This is a genomic window from Millionella massiliensis (genome assembly GCF_900104655.1).
Classification (GTDB): domain Bacteria; phylum Bacteroidota; class Bacteroidia; order Bacteroidales; family Rikenellaceae; genus Rikenella; species Rikenella massiliensis.
In genome coordinates this window covers 825,649-843,888 of the sequence record NZ_FNWD01000002.1, presented here as the reverse complement: position 1 = coordinate 843,888, position 18,240 = coordinate 825,649, and the positions used below count along the sequence as shown (strand labels likewise).

Here is an 18,240-nt window from a genome sequence, read left to right as displayed (position 1 = left end):
GCCTTTCGGCAGTCGCGTGCTGTTGCAAGGTGTCAATACATAATGTCTAACCCGTTTAGTTTCATTCCAACAAACAACAAAATGACTACAAACGCAGAAGAAACGAAGGCTCAGAAACCTTCGAACGCCTCGATCCCCGTCGATCAGTTCAACTGGGACGCATTTGAAACCGAAGCTGCCATCTACGGTGGCGAATCGAAAGAACAGATCGCCAAAGAGTACGACCAGACCCTCTCGAACATCCAGGCCGGCGAAGTAATGGAAGGTACCGTTACCTCGATCGACAAACGCGAAGTGCTCGTGAACATCGGTTTCAAATCCGAAGGGGTGATCCCCAGCAGCGAATTCCGCTACAACCCCGACCTCAAAGTCGGTGACAAAGTGGAAGTGTATGTGGAATCGGCCGAAGACAAAAAAGGTCAGCTGATCCTCTCGCACAAGAAAGCCCGTCAGCTCCGCTCGTGGGATCGCGTCAACGAAGCGCTCGAAAAAGACGAAATCATCAAGGGTTACATCAAGTGCCGCACCAAGGGCGGTATGATCGTTGATGTTTTCGGTATCGAAGCCTTCCTGCCCGGTTCGCAAATCGACGTGAAACCGATCCGCGACTACGATATCTATGTAGACAAAACCATGGAATTCAAAGTGGTCAAAATCAACCAGGAATTCCGCAACGTGGTTGTGTCGCATAAAGCCCTCATCGAAGCCGAACTCGAACAGCAGAAAAAAGACATCATCGGCAAACTCGAAAAAGGCCAGATCCTCGAAGGGACCGTTAAAAACATCACCTCTTACGGCGTATTCATCGACCTGGGCGGCGTAGACGGTCTGATCCATATCACCGACCTCTCGTGGGGCCGCGTGAACCATCCCGAAGAGATCGTTCAACTCGACCAGAAACTCAATGTCGTTATCCTCGACTTCGACGATGCCAAGAAACGTATCGCTCTGGGTCTGAAACAACTCACCCCGCACCCGTGGGATGCCCTCGCTTCGGAACTCAAAGTAGGCGACAAAGTCAAAGGTAAAGTCGTTGTGATGGCTGACTACGGTGCATTCGTTGAAATCGCTCCGGGTGTCGAAGGTCTGATCCACGTCAGCGAAATGAGCTGGTCGCAGCACCTCCGCTCGGCTCAGGACTTCATGAAAGTCGGCGACGAAGTGGAAGCCGTGATCCTGACCCTCGACCGCGACGAACACAAAATGTCGCTCGGTATCAAACAGCTGACCCCCGATCCGTGGGAAAACATCGAAACCAAATACCCGGTTGGTTCGCGCCACACCGCACGTGTGCGTAACTTCACCAACTTCGGCGTGTTCGTTGAACTCGAAGAAGGTGTCGATGGTCTGATCCACATCAGCGACCTGAGCTGGACCAAGAAAATCAAACATCCGTCGGAATTCACCCAGATCGACGCTCCGATCGAAGTGCAGGTGCTCGAAATCGACAAGGAAAACCGTCGCCTGAGCCTCGGTCACAAACAGCTCGAAGAAAACCCGTGGGATGTTTACGAAACTATCTACAAACCAGACACGATCCACACCGGTACGATTACCGAACTGACCGATAAAGGCGCCGTTGTTACCCTGAACGAAGGCGGCGAAGGTTTTGCTCCCTCGCGCGGTCTGGTGAAAGCCGACGGTACCACCGCTACCAAAGGTGAAACCCTCGAATTCCGCGTGCTCGAATTCGGTAAAAACAACCGCAAGATCATCCTCTCGCACACCCGCACCTTCGAAGAAGCCAAAGCCAAAGAAGATGCAGTGAAAGAGGCATCGACCCAGGAAGCCGTTAAGAAACTCTCTTCGTCGATGGAAAAAACCACGCTCGGTGACATCTCCGGCCTGGCTGAACTCAAAGCACAGCTCGAAGGTAAAAACTAATGACCTTCCAGGTTACCATACTGGGATGTAGTTCGGCACGTCCGGCTCCTTCCAGGCACCATACTGCTCATGTACTGAACGTACATGAGCAGTTTTTTTTGATCGATTGCGGCGAGGGAACCCAGTACCAGCTCGCCCGGTACGGAATCAATCCGCTGAAACTGAACGTCATATTCATCACCCATCTGCACGGCGACCATACCTACGGTATTTTCGGTTTGCTCTCGACGATGGCCATGATGGGGCGGCAGCGTGCCCTCGAGATCGTCGCACCGCGACCCTTTGCCGAGATGTTGCGCAGTCACTTCTCCTTCTATCAGGTGGAGTTGCCCTATCCGTTGGAAATCCGCGAAGTGGATGCACGCGAGACGGTTCAGGTGTGGGAAAACCGGGTGATGACCGTGACGTCGATTCCGCTGCGGCACCGGGTACCCTGTTGCGGCTATCTCTTCCGCGAAAAACAGCCCGCTTTGAATGTCCACAAGGAGCAGGTCGAACTGTACGGTCTCGACCCGCTGCAGATCGCGGCCCTCAAACGGGGTGAAGCGATCACGCTGGCCAACGGGCTCGAACTGGCCAACGAGGAGGTGACCTACCGGCCCTATGAGCCACGCAGTTACGCCTTTTGCAGCGACACGACCCCTTCGGGCAAGGTGGCGGAGATGGTGACCGGCGTCGATCTGTTGTATCACGAAGCGACCTATCTGCACGCCGACAAGGAGCTGGCGCTCAAGACCGGCCATACGACCGCACGACAGGCCGCGCGTCTGGCTGCCAGGGCGCAGGTGCACCACCTGTTGCTGGGCCACTATTCGTCGCGTTACAAGGATATCGAACCGCTGCTCGATGAAGCCCGAACCGAGTTCCCGGAGTCCGTTTTAGGGCACGACGGCATGATTTTGACCCTCGGAAAGGATCATTCGTTGAAAATCGAGGAGAAATAGACCATTGGGATAGCGGAATTCTCGGTCGAATGGTGTAACTTTGTAAAACCATAAATCTTTTTGTATGCAGGAAAAAATTCTGATCCTCGACTTCGGATCGCAGTACACGCAGCTCATTGCGCGGCGCGTACGCGAACTGAACGTCTATTGCGAGATACACCCCTACAACCACTATCCCGAAATCGACGCGTCGGTTCGGGGCGTGATTCTGTCGGGGAGTCCGTTCTCGGTGCGCGACCAGGAGGCTCCGCAGATCGAACTCAGCGGAATCAAAGGGAAACTCCCCCTGCTCGGCGTATGTTACGGGGCGCAATACCTGGCCCACCATTTTGGCGGCGAAGTGGCTCCCTCCAACTCCCGCGAGTACGGTCGGGCCATGCTCTCCAAGGTGCAGCCCGATAACGCCCTGATCCGCGACCTGAGCGATCCCACCCAGGTGTGGATGTCGCACGGCGACACAATCGTCAAGGAACCCACCGGATGTGAAATTATCGCTAGTACGGAAGATGTCCGCGTGGCCGCCTTCCACATCGCCGGCGAGGATACCTGGGGCATTCAGTTCCACCCGGAAGTCTATCACTCGACCGAAGGGATCAAACTGTTGAAACACTTCGTAGTCGATATCTGCGGCTGCAAACAGGAATGGACCCCTGCGTCGTATATCGAAACCAAGGTCCGCGAACTGCGCGAACAGCTGGGCGACGACAAGGTCGTGCTCGGACTGTCGGGCGGGGTCGATTCGTCGGTGGCCGCCGTGCTGCTCCACAAGGCCATCGGTGAGAACCTGACCTGTATCTTCGTGGATATGGGCCTGTTGCGCAAGGACGAGTTCAGCTCGGTGCTCGACTCCTACAAGAACATGGGGCTGAACGTGATCGGCGTGGATGCCGGCGACAAGTTCCTGGGCGACCTCAAGGGGGTTACCGATCCTGAAAAGAAACGCAAGATCATCGGTCGTGACTTCATCGAAGTATTCGACAGCGAAGCTCAGAAACTCAAAGAGGTGAAGTGGCTGGCACAGGGAACCATCTATCCCGATGTGATCGAATCGGTGTCGGTCAATGGACCCAGCGTGACGATCAAGTCGCACCACAACGTTGGTGGTCTGCCCGAAAAGATGAACCTCAAGATCGTCGAACCGCTGCGTCTGTTGTTCAAGGACGAGGTTCGCCGCATCGGTCGCGAACTGGGTCTCTCTGACCTGTTGCTGGGACGTCATCCCTTCCCCGGGCCGGGTCTCGGAATCCGCATCCTCGGCGAGGTGACCAAAGAGAAAGTACGCATCCTGCAGGAAGCAGATGCCATCTTCATCAACGCGCTGCGTGAGTGGGGCTGGTACGACAAGGTATGGCAGGCCGGCGTAATGCTGCTGCCCGTACAGAGCGTAGGGGTGATGGGGGACGAACGTACCTACGAGTCGTGCGTTGCTCTGCGCGCCGTGACTTCGACCGATGGCATGACGGCCGACTGGGTACACCTGCCCTACGAACTGTTGGCCAAGGTGTCGAACGACATCATAAACAAGGTGCGCGGGATCAACCGCGTAGTTTATGACATCTCGTCGAAACCGCCGGCAACGATCGAATGGGAATAGAGAAGGGGAGTGAGTCAGAGAGAAAATCGCTCTTAGTATACTCCGTTCCTCGATAAATCATCAGACGCGGGACGATCCGGACAAAGGATCGTCCCGCGTCTGTCGTTTTTGCGGGTGGTGGATTACTGGTGTTTGGTGGGAGAAAGCTGTCGTGGAGTGTTTCCGTTGCCTTGCGTGTGCAATGACGTTATGGTGTGGGGCAGGATATAGAGTCTATGGATCTCGCAAGGGTGTATTGGGAGGAGATAGTGCTTTTATAAAAGACCGATCTATTGAATCAGAAGTGAAAGTGATAGGGGCCGTGTGAAAAGATCGAAATATTGGAATAGGAAAGAATATCAGATAGCGTATTTGTTGTGGAAGAGGGGATAAAGGCGGAATTGTTGTTGTATGAAATTTGACCCGTATAAGAGCTTGCAAGGTGTATAATGTTGCCTTGTTGTGGTGAATGGTCTGTTGTTTTTTGCGGGGTTTTACGGTCGATAACTGCTGCGGAGAAAAGATCGGTATAGGAATAGCCGGATTTACGTGATAGAAACTGTATAAAGGGGCTGTAAAATAAGGACGCGGTTACGTTTTACATTCAAAAACGTAACCGCGTCTTTTGTAAACGTATGGCACAATAACTCGAAAAACCTTATTAGGGGTAGTGCGTCGTGTCTTAGGAACACATCTCCTCGTGTGGGTTTTTCGGCGTTTCGGCCGCTTTTATTTTCTGTTGCTCTCTCGACCGTCGGTCGATAAAACGCGTAACCGGGCTTATTCGGCGGCGTTTTCGGGCCGCTTGCGCAGCAGACGGAAGGTGTCCGAAGCAATCACCAGCTCTTCGTTGGTGGTGGCGACTACGACCTTCACGGGCGAATTGGGCAGCGAAATGATGGCGTCTTCGCCGTAAGCAGCTTCGTTGGCCTGGTTGTCGAGGTAGATGCCCATCGACTCCATCCCTTTACATACAGTGTGGCGCAGTTTGGCCACGTTTTCGGCGATACCGCCAGTGAAGACGATCAGATCCACGCCTTCGAGTTCAGCCATGTAGGCGCCGACAAAGCGTTTCAGACGGAACATGTACATGTCCAGGGCGAGTTGGGCACGGTCGTTGCCGTTTTCGGCAGCTTCGCGCACGTCGCGCCAGTCGGACGAAATACCGCTCACGCCCAGCAGACCGGACTGTTTGTTAATCAGGTCGGTAGCTTTCTGGGTGCTGAGCCCTTCGCGGTCCATGATTTCGAGCAGTACGCCGGGGTCGATCTCGCCGCTGCGGGTACCCATCATCAGACCGTCGACGGTGGTGAAACCCATCGAGGTGTCGAACGAACGGCCGTTTTTGATGGCGGTGATCGATGCGCCGTTGCCGATGTGGCAGGTGATGACTTTCGATTTTTCGAAGTCCAGACCGGTCATCTTACATCCCTTCTGTGCTACATATTTGTGGCTGGTGCCGTGGAAACCGTAACGGCGGATGCGGTCTTCTTCGTAGTATTTGTACGGGATGGCGTAGAGGTAGCACTCACGCGGCATGGTCTGGTGGAACGAGGTGTCGAAGACGGCTACCTGCGGAATGGTCGGCAGCAGACGTTCGATCGAGAGGATCCCCTTCAGGTTGGCGGGGTTGTGCAGCGGGGCGAGCTTGAAGCAGCTTTCGATCTGCTGTTTGACGGTGGAGTTGACGATGGCGCTGTCGGAGAAGTATTCACCGCCGTGGGTCACGCGGTGGCCGGCGGCCGAAATTTCGCTCAGGCTCTTGATGACGCCGTGGTGTTCGTCGGTCAGCGCGTCGAGGATCAGGTTGATACCCACGGAGTGGTCCGGAATGCTCTGCACGAATTCGAATTTGGGCTTCCCGGTGGGTTTGTGGGTGAGGATACCGTCGGTCAGGCCGATGCGTTCGATAAGCCCCTTGGCGAGCAGTTTGTGCTCGGTCTGGCTGGCCATCTGGATCAACTGGTATTTGATGGATGAACTGCCGCAGTTCAGTACGAGAATAATCATTATTTGGTGTGTTGTGTAGTGTTTATATAAGGGAACTTACCCGCAGGCGACCGTCCCTTTCTTGGAAGAAAGGGACCCAAAGAACTTTTCGCGGATGCTGGCGCATCCGAAACTTTGGCGTGGGGCGCTCGGTGGTCGTTATTTGCGTTCGGCCTGGGCCTGGCAGGCGGTGATGGCGATCAGGTTGACGATGTCGCTGACGGAGCAGCCGCGCGAAAGGTCGTTGATCGGGGCGGCCATCCCTTGCAGGATCGGGCCAATGGCTTCGGCGTCGGCCAGACGTTGCACGAGTTTGTAGGAGATGTTGCCCACTTCGAGGGTCGGGAAGACGAGCACGTTGGCACGGCCGGCGATCTTCGAACCGGGAGCTTTCTTGGCACCTACGCCGGGAACGATGGCGGCATCGGCCTGCAGTTCGCCGTCGATCTTCATGTCGGGAGCCATCTCCTGGGCGAGTTTGGTCGCTTCGACCACCTTGTCGACCATTTCGTTTTTGGCCGATCCTTTCGTCGAGAAGCTGAGCATGGCGATGCGGGGCTCCATGCCGACGATGGCGCGGGTCGTCTTACCGGTTTCGACGGCAATCTGTGCCAGTTCCGGAGCGGTGGGGTTGGGGTGTACGGCGCAGTCGGCGAAGACCATCATGCCGTTTTCGCCGTAGTGTTTGTCCTTGAGGAGCATGATGAAGGCGCCCGATACGACCGAGATGCCCGGTTTGGTCTTCACGTACTGGAAGGCGGGACGGAGGACGTCGCCCGTGGCGTTGCCGGCACCGGCTACTTCGCCGTCGGCGTCACCGGCCTTGATCATCAGCACGGACAGGTAGAGCGGATTGAGAATCAGCTTTTCGGCCTGTTCGCGGGTGAGCCCTTTGGCGGCACGCAACTGGAGCATCAGTTCGATGTAGGCCTCTTTCTTGGGGTGGTTGGCGGGATCGACAATGCGGATGTCGCCGTTGGTGACGTGTTCCAGTCCCCAGTCGGCGGCCAGGCTCTTGAGTTCGTCGGGGTTACCGATCAGGGTAATGTCGGCGATGCCTTGTTCGACTACTTCGTTGGCGGCACGCATGGTGCGTTCTTCGTTGCCTTCGGGCAGCACGATGTGCTGTTTGGCAGACCGTGCTTGTTCTCTGATTCTGTCTAATAGTTCCATTATCTGGTTGTTTTTATCGTCATTTCAAGGAAAGTACCCGTGTTGCACCGGGGCATTGCCTCTCCTTGGGCGTGTCACGGTGCCGGGAAGACCTGCGCGGGCCCCAGCGGGTTCGTAGCGAAAATTTCATCCAGTTGAGCAGACCGTTGTAGGGGAAAATCCATCCGTTGTGGCGTTCGAAATCGGGGGTTCTTTCCGCTCCCAACCGTACGCTGACACAGTCTGCGGACTGTCGAAACCGCTCGTGTCGATGGCTGTAAAACGGCGTTGCAGGCTCTCGCTTTTTTCGGTGCAAACAAAGGTACGGCTTTCTGTCCGAAATTCATAAGATATATTCCGGTAATTAATTCGTACCTTCGTAGCCAGTTATTGATCTTAAATTTTGTCAAAAATGAGCAAAGGACCGATTTCACAGTTCATTACGCACAATTATCGCCACTTCAACGCGGCTGCGCTGGTGGATGCCGCCAAGGCTTACGAAGAACACATCAATGCCGGCGGTAAAATGATGATCACCCTCGGCGGGGCGATGTCCACGGCCGAACTGGGTATTTCGCTGGCCGAAATGATCCGCCAGGACAAGGTGCAGATCATCACCTGTACGGGTGCCAACCTCGAAGAAGACCTGATGAATCTGGTGGCTCACTCGCACTACAAACGGGTGCCGCATTACCGTGACCTCACTCCCGAACAGGAACGTGAACTGCTCGACAACCACCTGAACCGCGTGACCGATACCTGCATCCCCGAAGAAGAGGCTTTCCGCCGTCTGCAGGGACACATGGAAAAAATCTGGAAAGCGGCCGATGCCAAGGGCGAACGCTACCTGCCGTATGAGTTCATGTATCAGCTGATCCGCAGCGGCGAACTCGAACAGTATTACGAAATCGACCCCAAAGACAGCTGGATGCTGGCTGCCTGCGAAAAGAACCTACCGATCATCGTGCCGGGCTGGGAAGACTCGACCATGGGGAACATCTTCACCTCGTATGTGATTAAAGGCGAACTGAAGGCTTCGACCGTCAAGGGCGGTATCGAAACGATGATGTTCCTGTGCGACTGGTACAAAAACAACTGCGGCGGCAAAGGTGTCGGATTCTTCCAGATCGCCGGCGGTATCTCGGGTGACTTCCCGATCTGCTGCGTGCCGATGATGTATCAGGACCTCGGCTGGGAAGAAACCCCGTTCTGGGCCTACTTCTGCCAGATCTCGGACTCGACCACCTCGTACGGTTCGTATTCGGGTGCCGTGCCGAACGAAAAGATTACGTGGGGTAAACTTGACGTCGATACGCCGAAGTTCATCGTGGAAAGCGATGCCACGATCGTAGCGCCGTTGATGTTCGCTTATATTTTGGGCTGGTAGTCCCTGCCTGTCTCGATTTTATGCGGCGGTGTCCTGTTTTGGTTGCAGGACACCGCCGTTTGTTTTCGGGGTATTGTTGTGAGTTGGGAGGGATGGGGAGGAGGTCTGGATTCTTTTGAGCGGGGCAGGTAGATTACGAGAATCGAAGGTACAGGTTTTTTGAGGAGGCGGGTGGAATAAAGCGGCGCCGGAAAAATCGGAAGTGGCGGGGGATGGGGAAATATGATCTGTATTTTCATACCAAAACAGCCTTTCGCTGCCCTACGTAGGGCAGCGAAAGGCTGTTGCTGTATTCTGACGTTGCGGTTAGGCTAGTGTTATTGGCCGCAGGTCATTTTGATGTAGGTGTGGTGCGGGCCGAAACGTTCGAAAGCCGCTTTGTCGAGCTCTTCCTGGTGAGCCGGGTTGGCGACGCTGATAATCAGACGGGCGCGTTCCTGGAGGGTGCGGCCGTAGAGGTTCACGGCACCGTATTCGGTCACGAACCAGTGCATGTGGGCACGGGTGGTTACCACACCGGCACCGGGGTTGAGCACCGGGGCGATCTTGCTGATCCCCTTGTTGGTGGTCGACGGCATGGCGACGATGGCTTTCCCGTTTTTCGAAAGCGACGAACCGTAGATGAAGTCGATCTGGCCGCCTACGCCCGAGTAGTGTTTCGTTCCGAGCGAGTCGGCGCACACCTGACCGGTCAGGTCGACCTGCAGGGCGGAGTTGATGGCGGTGAAGTTGGGGTTCTGGGCGATGATGTACGGGTCGTTGGTGTAACCCACGTCCATCATCATCACGCCGGGGTTGTCGTCGATGAAGTCGTACACTTTCTGCGAGCCCATCAGGAAGGTGGAGACCATTTTGCCTTTGTCGGTCACTTTGTTCATCCCGTTGATGACGCCCGATTCGACCAGCGGCAGCACGCCGTCGGCAAACATTTCGGTGTGGATACCGAGGTTTTTGTGGCCTTTGAGCTGTGCAAGCACGGCGTTGGGGATGGCTCCGATACCCATCTGGAGGCAGGCGCCGTCTTCGATCAGTTCGGCACAGTGTTTCCCGATGGCGGTTTCGATTTCGTTCGGGGCGGTGAAGGGGGCTTCGATCAGCGGGGTGTCGTCTTCGCACCAGATGTCGATTTCGGACATGCGGATCATGGCCTGACCGAAGGCGCGCGGTACGTGTTTATTGATGACGGCGATGACGGTTTCGGCGCATTCGACGGCGGCCAGGGTGGCGTCGACCGACGTTCCGAGCGATACGTAGCCGTGTTTGTCGGGCGGCGACACCTGGATCATTGCCACGTTGATGGGCAGAGCGCCGCAACGGTAGAGTTTCTGGGTCTCGCTCAGGAATACCGGAATATAGTCGGCATAGCCTTCCTGGGTGGCACGGCGCAGGTTGCTGCCCACGAAAAACTGGTCGGACTGGAAGATTCCTTCGTATTTGGCATCGGCATAGGGCGCCGGACCTTCGGTGTGGAGGTGGTGGATGTGTACGTTTTTCAGCTCGCCACGGTCTCCACGCGCACAGAGGGCCTTGATCAGGCATTGGGGGGCGCTGGCTACGGAGCTCAGGTGGACGTGATCGCCGCTTTTAACGACCTGGACGGCTTCGTCGGCCGATACGATTTTGATGTTTGGGTTCATAAGGGTTTAGGGTATGCTTTAGGTTTGTAGTGTAGATGGTTCTTTGATTGACAAATTTAAAGAAAATTAATTATCTTTACTGCATATATTGTGATAGAAAAAACAATGAAACACCTCTCTTTTATCGTCACAGCGGGTGCTGCTCTCTGTTGCATGGTGGGCTCAGCCGCTGCCCGAAAGGCGCAAATTGCTCAGGCAAAAGCCGAAGTATATACCGTAACGGAACGTATTCGGTTTAACGAGGGAACACTGCCGCTGAAAAACGGCGGAATCCTGCTGTCGAATTTCGGAACCGAAACCTGCGATCCGCTCAACCAGGAGGGGAAAGGCTATATCGTGCTGCTCGACAAGGAACCCCGTGTGTTGTTCCCGGCTTCGGGTGTGCTCAGTGCGCCGAAGGGAATGGCCGTCAAGGACAACTGCCTCTTTATTGCCGACGTCGGCTGTGTGGTGGTCTATAACATGAAACGGCCGGAGCTGGCTCCGGTCAAAATCCCGTTCCCCGAAGGGGAGGTCTTCGTGAATGACATCGAGGCGTTGGGCGATTTTCTGCTGGTGTCGGTGACCAACAGCGGCCACCTCTATTCGCTCGACGTGAAGAACTGTGACGAGATTTGGACTGCACAGAAACCCAAACCGAAGAAGGTGGCGGATATTCCGGGTGCAAACGGACTGACCGAACGCGAAGGCAAACTCTATGTGGCGTCGTACAATCCCGAAGGACAGCCCGGAGAACAGAACGTGATTTATGTGATCGACATGACGGTGCCCGGCACCAAACCGGTCAACCTGATCGGTTCGCGTCCCGGCCAGTATGACGGGGTGGCCGTGACGCCCGACGGCTCGCGACTCTATTTCAGCAACTGGATGAATGCCGACGGAAAGGCCGAGGTGGGGTATGTCGATTTGGCTGCCGGAAAGAAAAACAAAGTGACGATTTTGGACCTCGGGGTCGAATTGCAGGGCCCGGCTGATATCTGTATCTCGGACGGCTACCTCTTCATCCCCGATCTGCCGGCCAATAAACTCTACATCATGGCGTTGTAGAGCGACGGGGCCGGGTGTCCCTGACGATGTTTCATCCTCTAAATACACCTGATTATGAAAGCTTTGTCGTGGTCGATGATGCTATGCGGCCTGGTGGCCGGAAGCAGCGCTCAGAATGCCTGGGCACAACAATGGATTCCCGATACGACGAATCGGTACAGGAAAACGGTCGAGGCCGATCCGATGGCACTTGCCAAAACGGCTTGGGACGAACGTTTCTTCGGGGATTTCAATGCAGAGGTGGAGTTCCTCCTCGAACCGACTTGTGGTATGCGCCTCTTCAAGGAGTCTGATGGTTCGTGGGTGCTGGAGGTCAAAAGAGTGACCAACCAGAAAGAGGTGGATGAGCAACTGGCGGAGGAGTTTCCTCTCCGGGGAATTGCGGCGGACAAACTCTCCTCCATGTCGCAGGAGGAGATTGAGCAGAATGCCGAGTACAACCAAAAAATGGTCAGGTCTGCCGCAGCGGAGCAGTTGAAACAGTATCGGATTGAAAGCCGGCGAATCCCGGTCTCGGACGATTGGTCGAAACAACTGTATGCCCGAACGGTCGAACAGGTGGGATCGGCATTGCCCGGACCGGTGGAGGTCACTTGTCTCGGAGGTCATGAACTCACGTTCCGTTGTAAAACGGAAGAGAACGGAGTGTTGACGCTGAAGTGTCTGATGCCGGAGGGCGAGTTGAAGGCGTTGTCCGATCTGTACCGACGGATGATTGCTGACGTGGAAAACGGTACTTTCGAAGAACAAAAGTATGTTGAGGCTTCTGATTCCCGAGATAATCTGATTGTCCAGGCGTTTTGAATGGAGGGGTGAATGTTGGTTCCGGTTCACGCTGGACGACCGATCAAAATCCACTGATGAAAAATGAAAGGGGTGCGGAACTCTGGTTCCGTACCCCTTTTGTTATGCGGGTTTGTGTGGAAACTGGTCGTGTGGTCGTGTACAGGAGTGGGATTAATCGTCGATTGCGGCCGAGAGCGAGAGGGCTCCGCACACTTCGGTCGAAGTCTCGCCCACACCGGCACCGACCCATTGGTTCATGGCCGAATAGACCTTGATTTGTTTGACCGAGGTCAGCGTGACAGGGTTCCCGTTGTTGTCCACGGCGTTGTCGAGGTCGAATTTGTTGCTGCCGCGGGTGTCGCTGTCGTTGCCGGCCATGGCGTCGTAGTCGGCCGACCAGTTGTCGGCATATCCCCATTCGTAGGCGGCCTGTACGTAACGGTTGGTCGAGGCGTTCCACGACGAATTGTTGGCCAGCAGGTAACCCGAAAAGGTCAGTTCGGCTGGCGAGCCGGACAGGAACAGCGGCCAGTAGGATTGCTCATGGGCCGGAACGGTTTGCAAGACACCCGGGTTGCCGTTTCCGTCGGTCCAGGCGACGTCTTCGGCCGTTTCGGTCTGTGCAGGACGGGTGTAGGTAATGGTGAAGGGAGTCGGTGCCGCATCGTCCGAACCTTTGAGACGGTACCAGGTTGTCCCGTCGGGGCTTACTTCCACGATGCCCGGTTCGGAACTCCCGTCGAAGGCGTTGCCGAAAATCACGAAATCCGTACCGTCGATATTGCGTACCTCGTGGTCGAATCCGAAAATCACGTAACCGCCGAAGCCGCCGAGCGAAAGACAGCCGCGTTTGCCGCCGATGATGCCTGCAGCGGCCTCTTCGTTACCTTGCGTGGTGTTGATGAACTGTCCCGGTGCGGGGTGGTATGCGATGATCTCGGAGATCCATTTCGATTTCGGGGGATTTTGGGTGCCTTTCTCCGTATTGCAGGCTGTGACCGCGGCGAGTGAGGTCAGCAGGAGTGTCAGTGCGCTTTTTCTCATGACTCTGTGTGTGAATGAAAAAACAAAGATAAACTTTTTGCCGATTCTTTTCGGGGCGTGAACGGTTTTCATCCATTGGCGGTTTCGTTTCGGGCGGGAAGCATGAACGGTTTTTGCTATTGGGGGAGGTGCTGAATGGCTCTCTGCGGACGGTCTTACGGAATCAAACGGGCGAGATCGTATGGATCGTAATATAGTATAAGTATTTCGGGATAAAGTTGTATTTTATCCCGAAAAGGATGCACTATATTTGTCCTTGAACAAGTTCTCCGAAACGGAGGCGTAATGGTTGGAGAAGAGGGGGGAAGCGGAGAGAGCGTCGGACGTTGAATAAATATTGGCGACGGGGCAGGTTATTGCATCTCGCCGAGCAGGGTGCGGATAGCGACCGATGCACAGGCACAGCCGAAAACGGCCGGCATGTAGGAGATGGTCCCGACGTTCGATTTCTTGTTTTGCTCTTCGCAGAGGATCATCGACCCTTCGCGGACCGGTTCCGGCGAGAACACGACCGGAAAACCGCTTCGGATGTTCAGCTTGTGGAGTCTTTTGCGGAGCATGTGGGCCAGCGGACAGTGGTGCGACTTGCCGATGTCGCGGATTTCGACCAGCGTAGGGTCGGTCTTGGCCCCTGCACCCATCGAGCTGACCAGCGGGATGGAGCGGTCGAGGCACCCTTTGATGAGGTTGACCTTCGGGGCGAGCGTATCGATGGCATCGACGACGAAATCGTAGCGCGGCGTGGCGTCCAGCAGTCGGTCCGTAGCGTCGTCCTTGATGTACTCCTCCAGTACGGTGAGGCGGATCTCCGGATTGATGTCGCGCAGGCGGGCGGCCAGCACTTCGGCCTTGGGCTGTCCGACGGTCGAGTGCAGGGCGACGAGCTGGCGGTTGATGTTGCTCGGGCTCACGCAGTCTGCATCCACGATGGTAAGGTGATCGACGCCGGCGCGGGCAATCATCTCGGCGGCATAGGCCCCCACGCCGCCCAGTCCGACGACCAGCACGTGCGATTGGCGCAGACGTTCGTTCTTTTCGGGGCCGAGCAGCAGTTCTGTTCGTTCACACCAGGGGCGAGTTGCGGAGGTCATGGGCAGAGGCGGGGAAAAAGGGTGTTGAAGTTGTGGTACAGGCATTCGCTGAGCCGGTCGGTCTCCCAACCGATTGACGCGGATGCAAAGATATACATTTCCCGGATGTCGATCTGCGGTGCATCATCGGTTTCCAGGAACAGCCGCTCAGGACACTGTGTGGCTATCCACCTCAGGGCGTCCTGGCTCTTCGGCGAGCGCATCAGTGTGGAGCCGAACGAGAAACGGACCGCTGGGACCTGCCGGATCCACTGCCGGACCAGTTCCCGCGAACCGGTGAAGCCGTGCAGTAGCACGGGGAGGTCGGAATGGCGAGAGAGGATGGCTTGCAGCGGAGCGGTCGCGCGGACGTTGTGCAGAATCACGGGCAGGTCGAGCCGTCGGGCGGCCTGCAGCTGTGCTTCGAGCCACGGCCGTTGTACCTCGAGCGGCGGATAGGGAGGACGCAGATCGAGCCCCGTCTCGCCAATGGCGGCGAGTCCTGCGGGGGGCGAAACGAACACATCGAGCCAGGCTTCACGGGCTTCGGCCGTGTCCCAAGGATGGATGCCGGCCGAGTAGGGGCCCGAAGCCGGAAGACAGGGGTGTTCGTCCTGGATCCGGACGTTCGGCAGGCTCAGCTGGCCGGGGCGCAGGTGATGGGTGTGGATGTCGATCGTGGGGAGCATGGCGTGTCGAGAACAAAATTAGGTTTTTGTGCGGAAAATTCATCGATTGTGCGTCCCGGACCATAGACCGGGGCGCGAAACGCTAAAAATACATACCACTGGAATGAAACGTACACTGATTCTTATGATCTCCGCCCTGTGGTGCATACAGGGTGCGTCGGCTGCGGTGCAGACCGGCGAGGCATTTATCGAAGTGAAGGTCTCGGACCGCTACAAGTACCGCGACGACGGGAAACCCGGTCGCGAGGTCTTTGTCGATTACCGGGGGCCGCGTCAGTTGCGGTCCGGCAAGTTCCGCATCGTCTCGCGGCAGGGCACGGAGACGGTGGCGTTTACGACGCAGCGCAACGACTCGATTCCGTTGCTGCTGCCCGAAGGGATCGGAGTCTCGGCCCGCGATACGGTGACCATCGCACTGATGGCCGGGCGCGAGCAGTGCGAGTGTCGTACGGTGGTGCCGGCCATGCGCCACTGGACGGTCTATATCTATCCCCACTCGCACGTGGATATCGGCTATACCAACACGCAGCAGAACGTGGAGTTCATCCACAAGCGCAATCTGGAGGTGGCGATGGAACTGGCCGAGCAGACCCGGAATTATCCGGAGGATGCCCGTTTCCGTTGGAATCCGGAGGTGACCTGGCCCATCGAGCGTTACATGGCGTCGGCCCCCGAAGCGAAACGGCAGCGTCTGCTCGATGCGATTCGCCGGGGCGATATTGCCGTCGATGCCGGTTACGTCAATACGAACACCAGCGCGTGCAGCGACGAAGAGCTGCTCGAACTGTTCCGTTACGGCAAGGAGCTCGAACGGCAGACCGGCGTGAAGGTCGAAACCATGGTGCAGGTCGATATTCCCGGCATGTCGTGGGGCGTGGTGCCGGCCGCCAACCACTACGGAATCCGTTACTGCCTGTCGCTGTTCAACGGTTATGACCGGACAGGGCTGTCGAGCATGCTGAACTTCAAACCATTCTGGTGGATCGGGCCGGACGGGGTCTCGAAAGTACTGTTCCTGCAACCCGGATCGTACACCCCCGGAGCGCTGGCCAAGGGTAAGGACTTCTGGCCGCTGATGGCCGGGCAGACCGACACGTCGAAACTGCTCCGCGTGGTTCGGACCGACAACCCGCGTGCGAACTTTATCGACGGTTATCTGGCCGAGAAACTCCCCCAGCTCGAGGCCGATCCGGAGTATATCTATCCGATTTTCCCGATGACCTGGTGCATGGCCGACAATACGCCGATCGATGTCGACCTGCCCGAGGCGGTGCGCAGTTGGAACGAGGAGTACGCCTTCCCGCACCTGAAAATCTGTACCGGAACCGAGATGATGGAGGCTTTCGCGGCCTACGGTGACCGGATTCCGCAGATGAAGGGTGACTTTACGGAGTACTGGACCGACGGTCTCGGTTCGGGGGCGGCCAAGACCGGACGCGGACGCGTGGTCAAGGAGACGCTGGTGCAGGCCGAGATTCTCTGGGCGATGCTCCATCCGGGTGAACCGATGCCCGATGAGACCTACCGCGAGGCGTGGCGGAACATCATCCTCAGTACGGAACACACGTGGGCCTTCATGCAGCCCGACAAACAACCTATCAGCGATGAAATCAACCGCACCAAATACGGCTACTTCGACCGGGCGGCCGAATTGACCGACCGGGCCGTGGAGATGGCCGTGGCCGGTGTGGCGAAGGAGGGGGCGGATCGCATTGCGGTCTTCAATACCAATTCGTGGCCGCAGAGCGGTCTGGTTCGTCTGTCGGCCGAACGTTCCGCTGCGGGTGACCGTGTGACCGATGCGGCCGGGCGGGTCATTCCCTCGCAGCGGCTCACCTCGGGCGAACTGGTCTTCGTGGCTGAGGAGGTGCCCGCTTTGGGAAGTGCGATCTTCCGCCTCAGCGCCGGACCCAAAACGAAACCGGCGACTGTGGCCGACTCTGCCTATGTGCTGGATAACGGCCGGGTGCGACTGACGCTCGATCCGCTCACGGGTGATGTGGTCAGCCTGATCTACGGCGGGGCCGAGTATGTCGATCGGGCTGCGTTGGTGGGCTGGAACAGCTTCCGGTACCTCAAAGGAGGCCAGACGACGGGCTCGGCGACCAAACCGGTGAATGTTCGCATCATCCGCAAGGAGTGGGGGCCGGTGGTACAGTCGTTTCGGGTGGAGGCCGATGCCGAGGGGTGCGAAGGGCTGACCCGAGAGGTGATGCTCCTGAACGGCTCGGAAACGGTCTATTTCCGCAACGTGGTCGATAAGCGGGCGGTGCTCGACAAGGAGGGAATCCACTTTGGGTTCGCATTCGACGTGCCGCAGGGCGTGACACGGGTCAATGTGCCGTGGGGTGTCATGGAGCTCGAAAAGGATCAACTCAAGGCTGCTAACCGCAACTGGATCGCCATGCAGCGCTGGCTCGACATCTCCAGTGCGGACAAAGGGGTGACCTGGTGTCCGCTGAACGCCGTCAATTTCGAGAGCGGGGACATGACCGCCAACATCATCGGGGGCGCCACGGGGTCGCCCGAGTGGATCCGCCAGCTTCGCCCCTCGTCGATCGTCTATTCCTGGGCACTGAACAACCACTGGCACACCAACTTCCCGCTGAGCCAAAGCGGTAAGATCACCTTCGAATATCGCGTGCGGCCCCATGCCGGAGGGTACGACGCGGCGTCGGCCAACCGGTTCGGGATGGAGAGCTTCCGGCCGCTGGTGGCCGTACCGGTCGGTGAGAACTTCACCGGAATAGCCCGTCCTGTCACGCTGTCGGGGGCGGACGAGGTCTTCCTCTCCACCTACCGTACGATCGACCGCGACCGTTCGCTCGTGCGGCTGCTGTCGCAGTCGGGGAGTGACGAAACCGTAGCACTGCGCTTCGGGGCCGTTCGACCCGCGTCAGTGGTGGCCGTTACCGAAGACAGTCAGGGCGAACGCAAAACGGTTTCGCCCGACGCGATTGTGATTCCCGCCAATGGAAGTATTACGCTGGAAATCAACTGGCGCTAGGTCATTGTAAAAACTGAATGTGGGGAGCCAT

The 18,240-nt window shown here is 56.9% G+C and carries 13 protein-coding genes; 7 read left to right on the top strand and 6 right to left on the bottom strand.

All coding sequences use genetic code 11. The features are described from left to right. The first annotated feature begins 81 nt into the window (after window positions 1–81). The 3 genes from rpsA to guaA all read left to right on the top strand — a co-directional run bounded on the left by rpsA (window position 82) and on the right by guaA (window position 4,422). Entirely contained in the window at window positions 82–1,884 is a 1,803-nt protein-coding gene (rpsA, locus tag BQ5379_RS03415; protein ID WP_071134145.1) for a 30S ribosomal protein S1, read from the top strand. After that, window positions 1,884–2,828: a ribonuclease Z gene (locus tag BQ5379_RS03410; protein WP_071134144.1), complete on the top strand. Its 945-nt coding sequence runs from the start codon at window positions 1,884–1,886 to the stop codon at window positions 2,826–2,828. Before rpsA ends, BQ5379_RS03410 begins: the two co-directional genes overlap by 1 nt. Window positions 2,829–2,892: 64 nt before the next feature. Then, the gene (guaA, locus tag BQ5379_RS03405) at window positions 2,893–4,422 is read left to right on the top strand and encodes a glutamine-hydrolyzing GMP synthase (protein WP_071134143.1); all 1,530 of its coding nucleotides are present in this window, start codon (window positions 2,893–2,895) and stop codon (window positions 4,420–4,422) included. A 759-nt stretch (window positions 4,423–5,181) separates the two neighbouring features. On the opposite strand, the gene BQ5379_RS03400 is transcribed toward guaA, so the two are convergent. Then, the gene (locus tag BQ5379_RS03400; RefSeq protein WP_071134142.1) at window positions 5,182–6,411 is read right to left on the bottom strand and encodes an acetate kinase; all 1,230 of its coding nucleotides are present in this window, start codon (window positions 6,409–6,411) and stop codon (window positions 5,182–5,184) included. 138 nt (window positions 6,412–6,549) lie between these two features. Continuing rightward, window positions 6,550–7,563 (bottom strand): phosphate acetyltransferase, encoded by a 1,014-nt coding sequence (gene pta, locus BQ5379_RS03395; RefSeq protein WP_071134141.1) that lies wholly within the window; start codon window positions 7,561–7,563, stop codon window positions 6,550–6,552. A gap of 391 nt (window positions 7,564–7,954) precedes the next feature. On the opposite strand from pta, the gene BQ5379_RS03390 reads away from it, so the two are divergent. Continuing rightward, the gene (locus tag BQ5379_RS03390; RefSeq protein WP_071134140.1) at window positions 7,955–8,929 is read left to right on the top strand and encodes a deoxyhypusine synthase family protein; all 975 of its coding nucleotides are present in this window, start codon (window positions 7,955–7,957) and stop codon (window positions 8,927–8,929) included. Window positions 8,930–9,246: 317 nt separating this feature from the next. Here the strand turns inward: BQ5379_RS03390 and BQ5379_RS03385 are convergent, their stop codons facing one another. Further along, window positions 9,247–10,566: an acetyl-CoA hydrolase/transferase family protein gene (locus BQ5379_RS03385; RefSeq protein WP_071134139.1), complete on the bottom strand. Its 1,320-nt coding sequence runs from the start codon at window positions 10,564–10,566 to the stop codon at window positions 9,247–9,249. 105 nt (window positions 10,567–10,671) lie between these two features. On the opposite strand from BQ5379_RS03385, the gene BQ5379_RS03380 reads away from it, so the two are divergent. Continuing rightward, complete coding sequence (locus tag BQ5379_RS03380) at window positions 10,672–11,613, top strand: PQQ-binding-like beta-propeller repeat protein (protein ID WP_071134138.1); 942 nt, start codon at window positions 10,672–10,674, stop codon at window positions 11,611–11,613. Between the two features lie 54 nt (window positions 11,614–11,667). After that, the gene (locus BQ5379_RS03375; protein WP_071134137.1) at window positions 11,668–12,417 is read left to right on the top strand and encodes a hypothetical protein; all 750 of its coding nucleotides are present in this window, start codon (window positions 11,668–11,670) and stop codon (window positions 12,415–12,417) included. A gap of 153 nt (window positions 12,418–12,570) precedes the next feature. Here BQ5379_RS03375 and BQ5379_RS03370 read toward each other — a convergent pair whose 3' ends face one another. From BQ5379_RS03370 to BQ5379_RS03360, 3 genes are all read right to left on the bottom strand, one after another. After that, window positions 12,571–13,443, bottom strand: coding sequence for a hypothetical protein (locus BQ5379_RS03370; RefSeq protein WP_071134136.1), 873 nt, complete (start codon window positions 13,441–13,443; stop codon window positions 12,571–12,573). A 353-nt stretch (window positions 13,444–13,796) separates the two neighbouring features. After that, window positions 13,797–14,534, bottom strand: coding sequence for a tRNA threonylcarbamoyladenosine dehydratase (locus tag BQ5379_RS03365; protein ID WP_071134135.1), 738 nt, complete (start codon window positions 14,532–14,534; stop codon window positions 13,797–13,799). After that, window positions 14,531–15,202, bottom strand: a complete 672-nt coding sequence (locus BQ5379_RS03360) for a TatD family hydrolase (RefSeq protein WP_071134134.1) — start codon at window positions 15,200–15,202, stop codon at window positions 14,531–14,533. Before BQ5379_RS03360 ends, BQ5379_RS03365 begins: the two co-directional genes overlap by 4 nt. 103 nt (window positions 15,203–15,305) lie before the next feature. On the opposite strand from BQ5379_RS03360, the gene BQ5379_RS03355 reads away from it, so the two are divergent. Then, on the top strand, window positions 15,306–18,209 hold the full coding sequence (locus tag BQ5379_RS03355) for a glycoside hydrolase family 38 N-terminal domain-containing protein (RefSeq protein ID WP_071134133.1): 2,904 nt from the start codon (window positions 15,306–15,308) through the stop codon (window positions 18,207–18,209). Window positions 18,210–18,240 lie beyond the last annotated feature (31 nt).

What these genes read in the sequence shown, in the direction of transcription:
- BQ5379_RS03355 (WP_071134133.1), top strand. Translation starts at nt 15,306, where the DNA reads ATGAAACGTACACTGATTCTTATGATCTCCGCCCTGTGGTGCATACAG.
- BQ5379_RS03385 (WP_071134139.1), bottom strand. Translation starts at nt 10,566, where the DNA reads ATGAACCCAAACATCAAAATCGTATCGGCCGACGAAGCCGTCCAGGTC.
- rpsA (WP_071134145.1), top strand. Translation starts at nt 82, where the DNA reads ATGACTACAAACGCAGAAGAAACGAAGGCTCAGAAACCTTCGAACGCC.
- BQ5379_RS03375 (WP_071134137.1), top strand. Translation starts at nt 11,668, where the DNA reads ATGAAAGCTTTGTCGTGGTCGATGATGCTATGCGGCCTGGTGGCCGGA.
- BQ5379_RS03365 (WP_071134135.1), bottom strand. Translation starts at nt 14,534, where the DNA reads ATGACCTCCGCAACTCGCCCCTGGTGTGAACGAACAGAACTGCTGCTC.
- BQ5379_RS03360 (WP_071134134.1), bottom strand. Translation starts at nt 15,202, where the DNA reads ATGCTCCCCACGATCGACATCCACACCCATCACCTGCGCCCCGGCCAG.
- BQ5379_RS03390 (WP_071134140.1), top strand. Translation starts at nt 7,955, where the DNA reads ATGAGCAAAGGACCGATTTCACAGTTCATTACGCACAATTATCGCCAC.
- BQ5379_RS03380 (WP_071134138.1), top strand. Translation starts at nt 10,672, where the DNA reads ATGAAACACCTCTCTTTTATCGTCACAGCGGGTGCTGCTCTCTGTTGC.
- guaA (WP_071134143.1), top strand. Translation starts at nt 2,893, where the DNA reads ATGCAGGAAAAAATTCTGATCCTCGACTTCGGATCGCAGTACACGCAG.
- BQ5379_RS03370 (WP_071134136.1), bottom strand. Translation starts at nt 13,443, where the DNA reads ATGAGAAAAAGCGCACTGACACTCCTGCTGACCTCACTCGCCGCGGTC.
- BQ5379_RS03410 (WP_071134144.1), top strand. Translation starts at nt 1,884, where the DNA reads ATGACCTTCCAGGTTACCATACTGGGATGTAGTTCGGCACGTCCGGCT.
- pta (WP_071134141.1), bottom strand. Translation starts at nt 7,563, where the DNA reads ATGGAACTATTAGACAGAATCAGAGAACAAGCACGGTCTGCCAAACAG.
- BQ5379_RS03400 (WP_071134142.1), bottom strand. Translation starts at nt 6,411, where the DNA reads ATGATTATTCTCGTACTGAACTGCGGCAGTTCATCCATCAAATACCAG.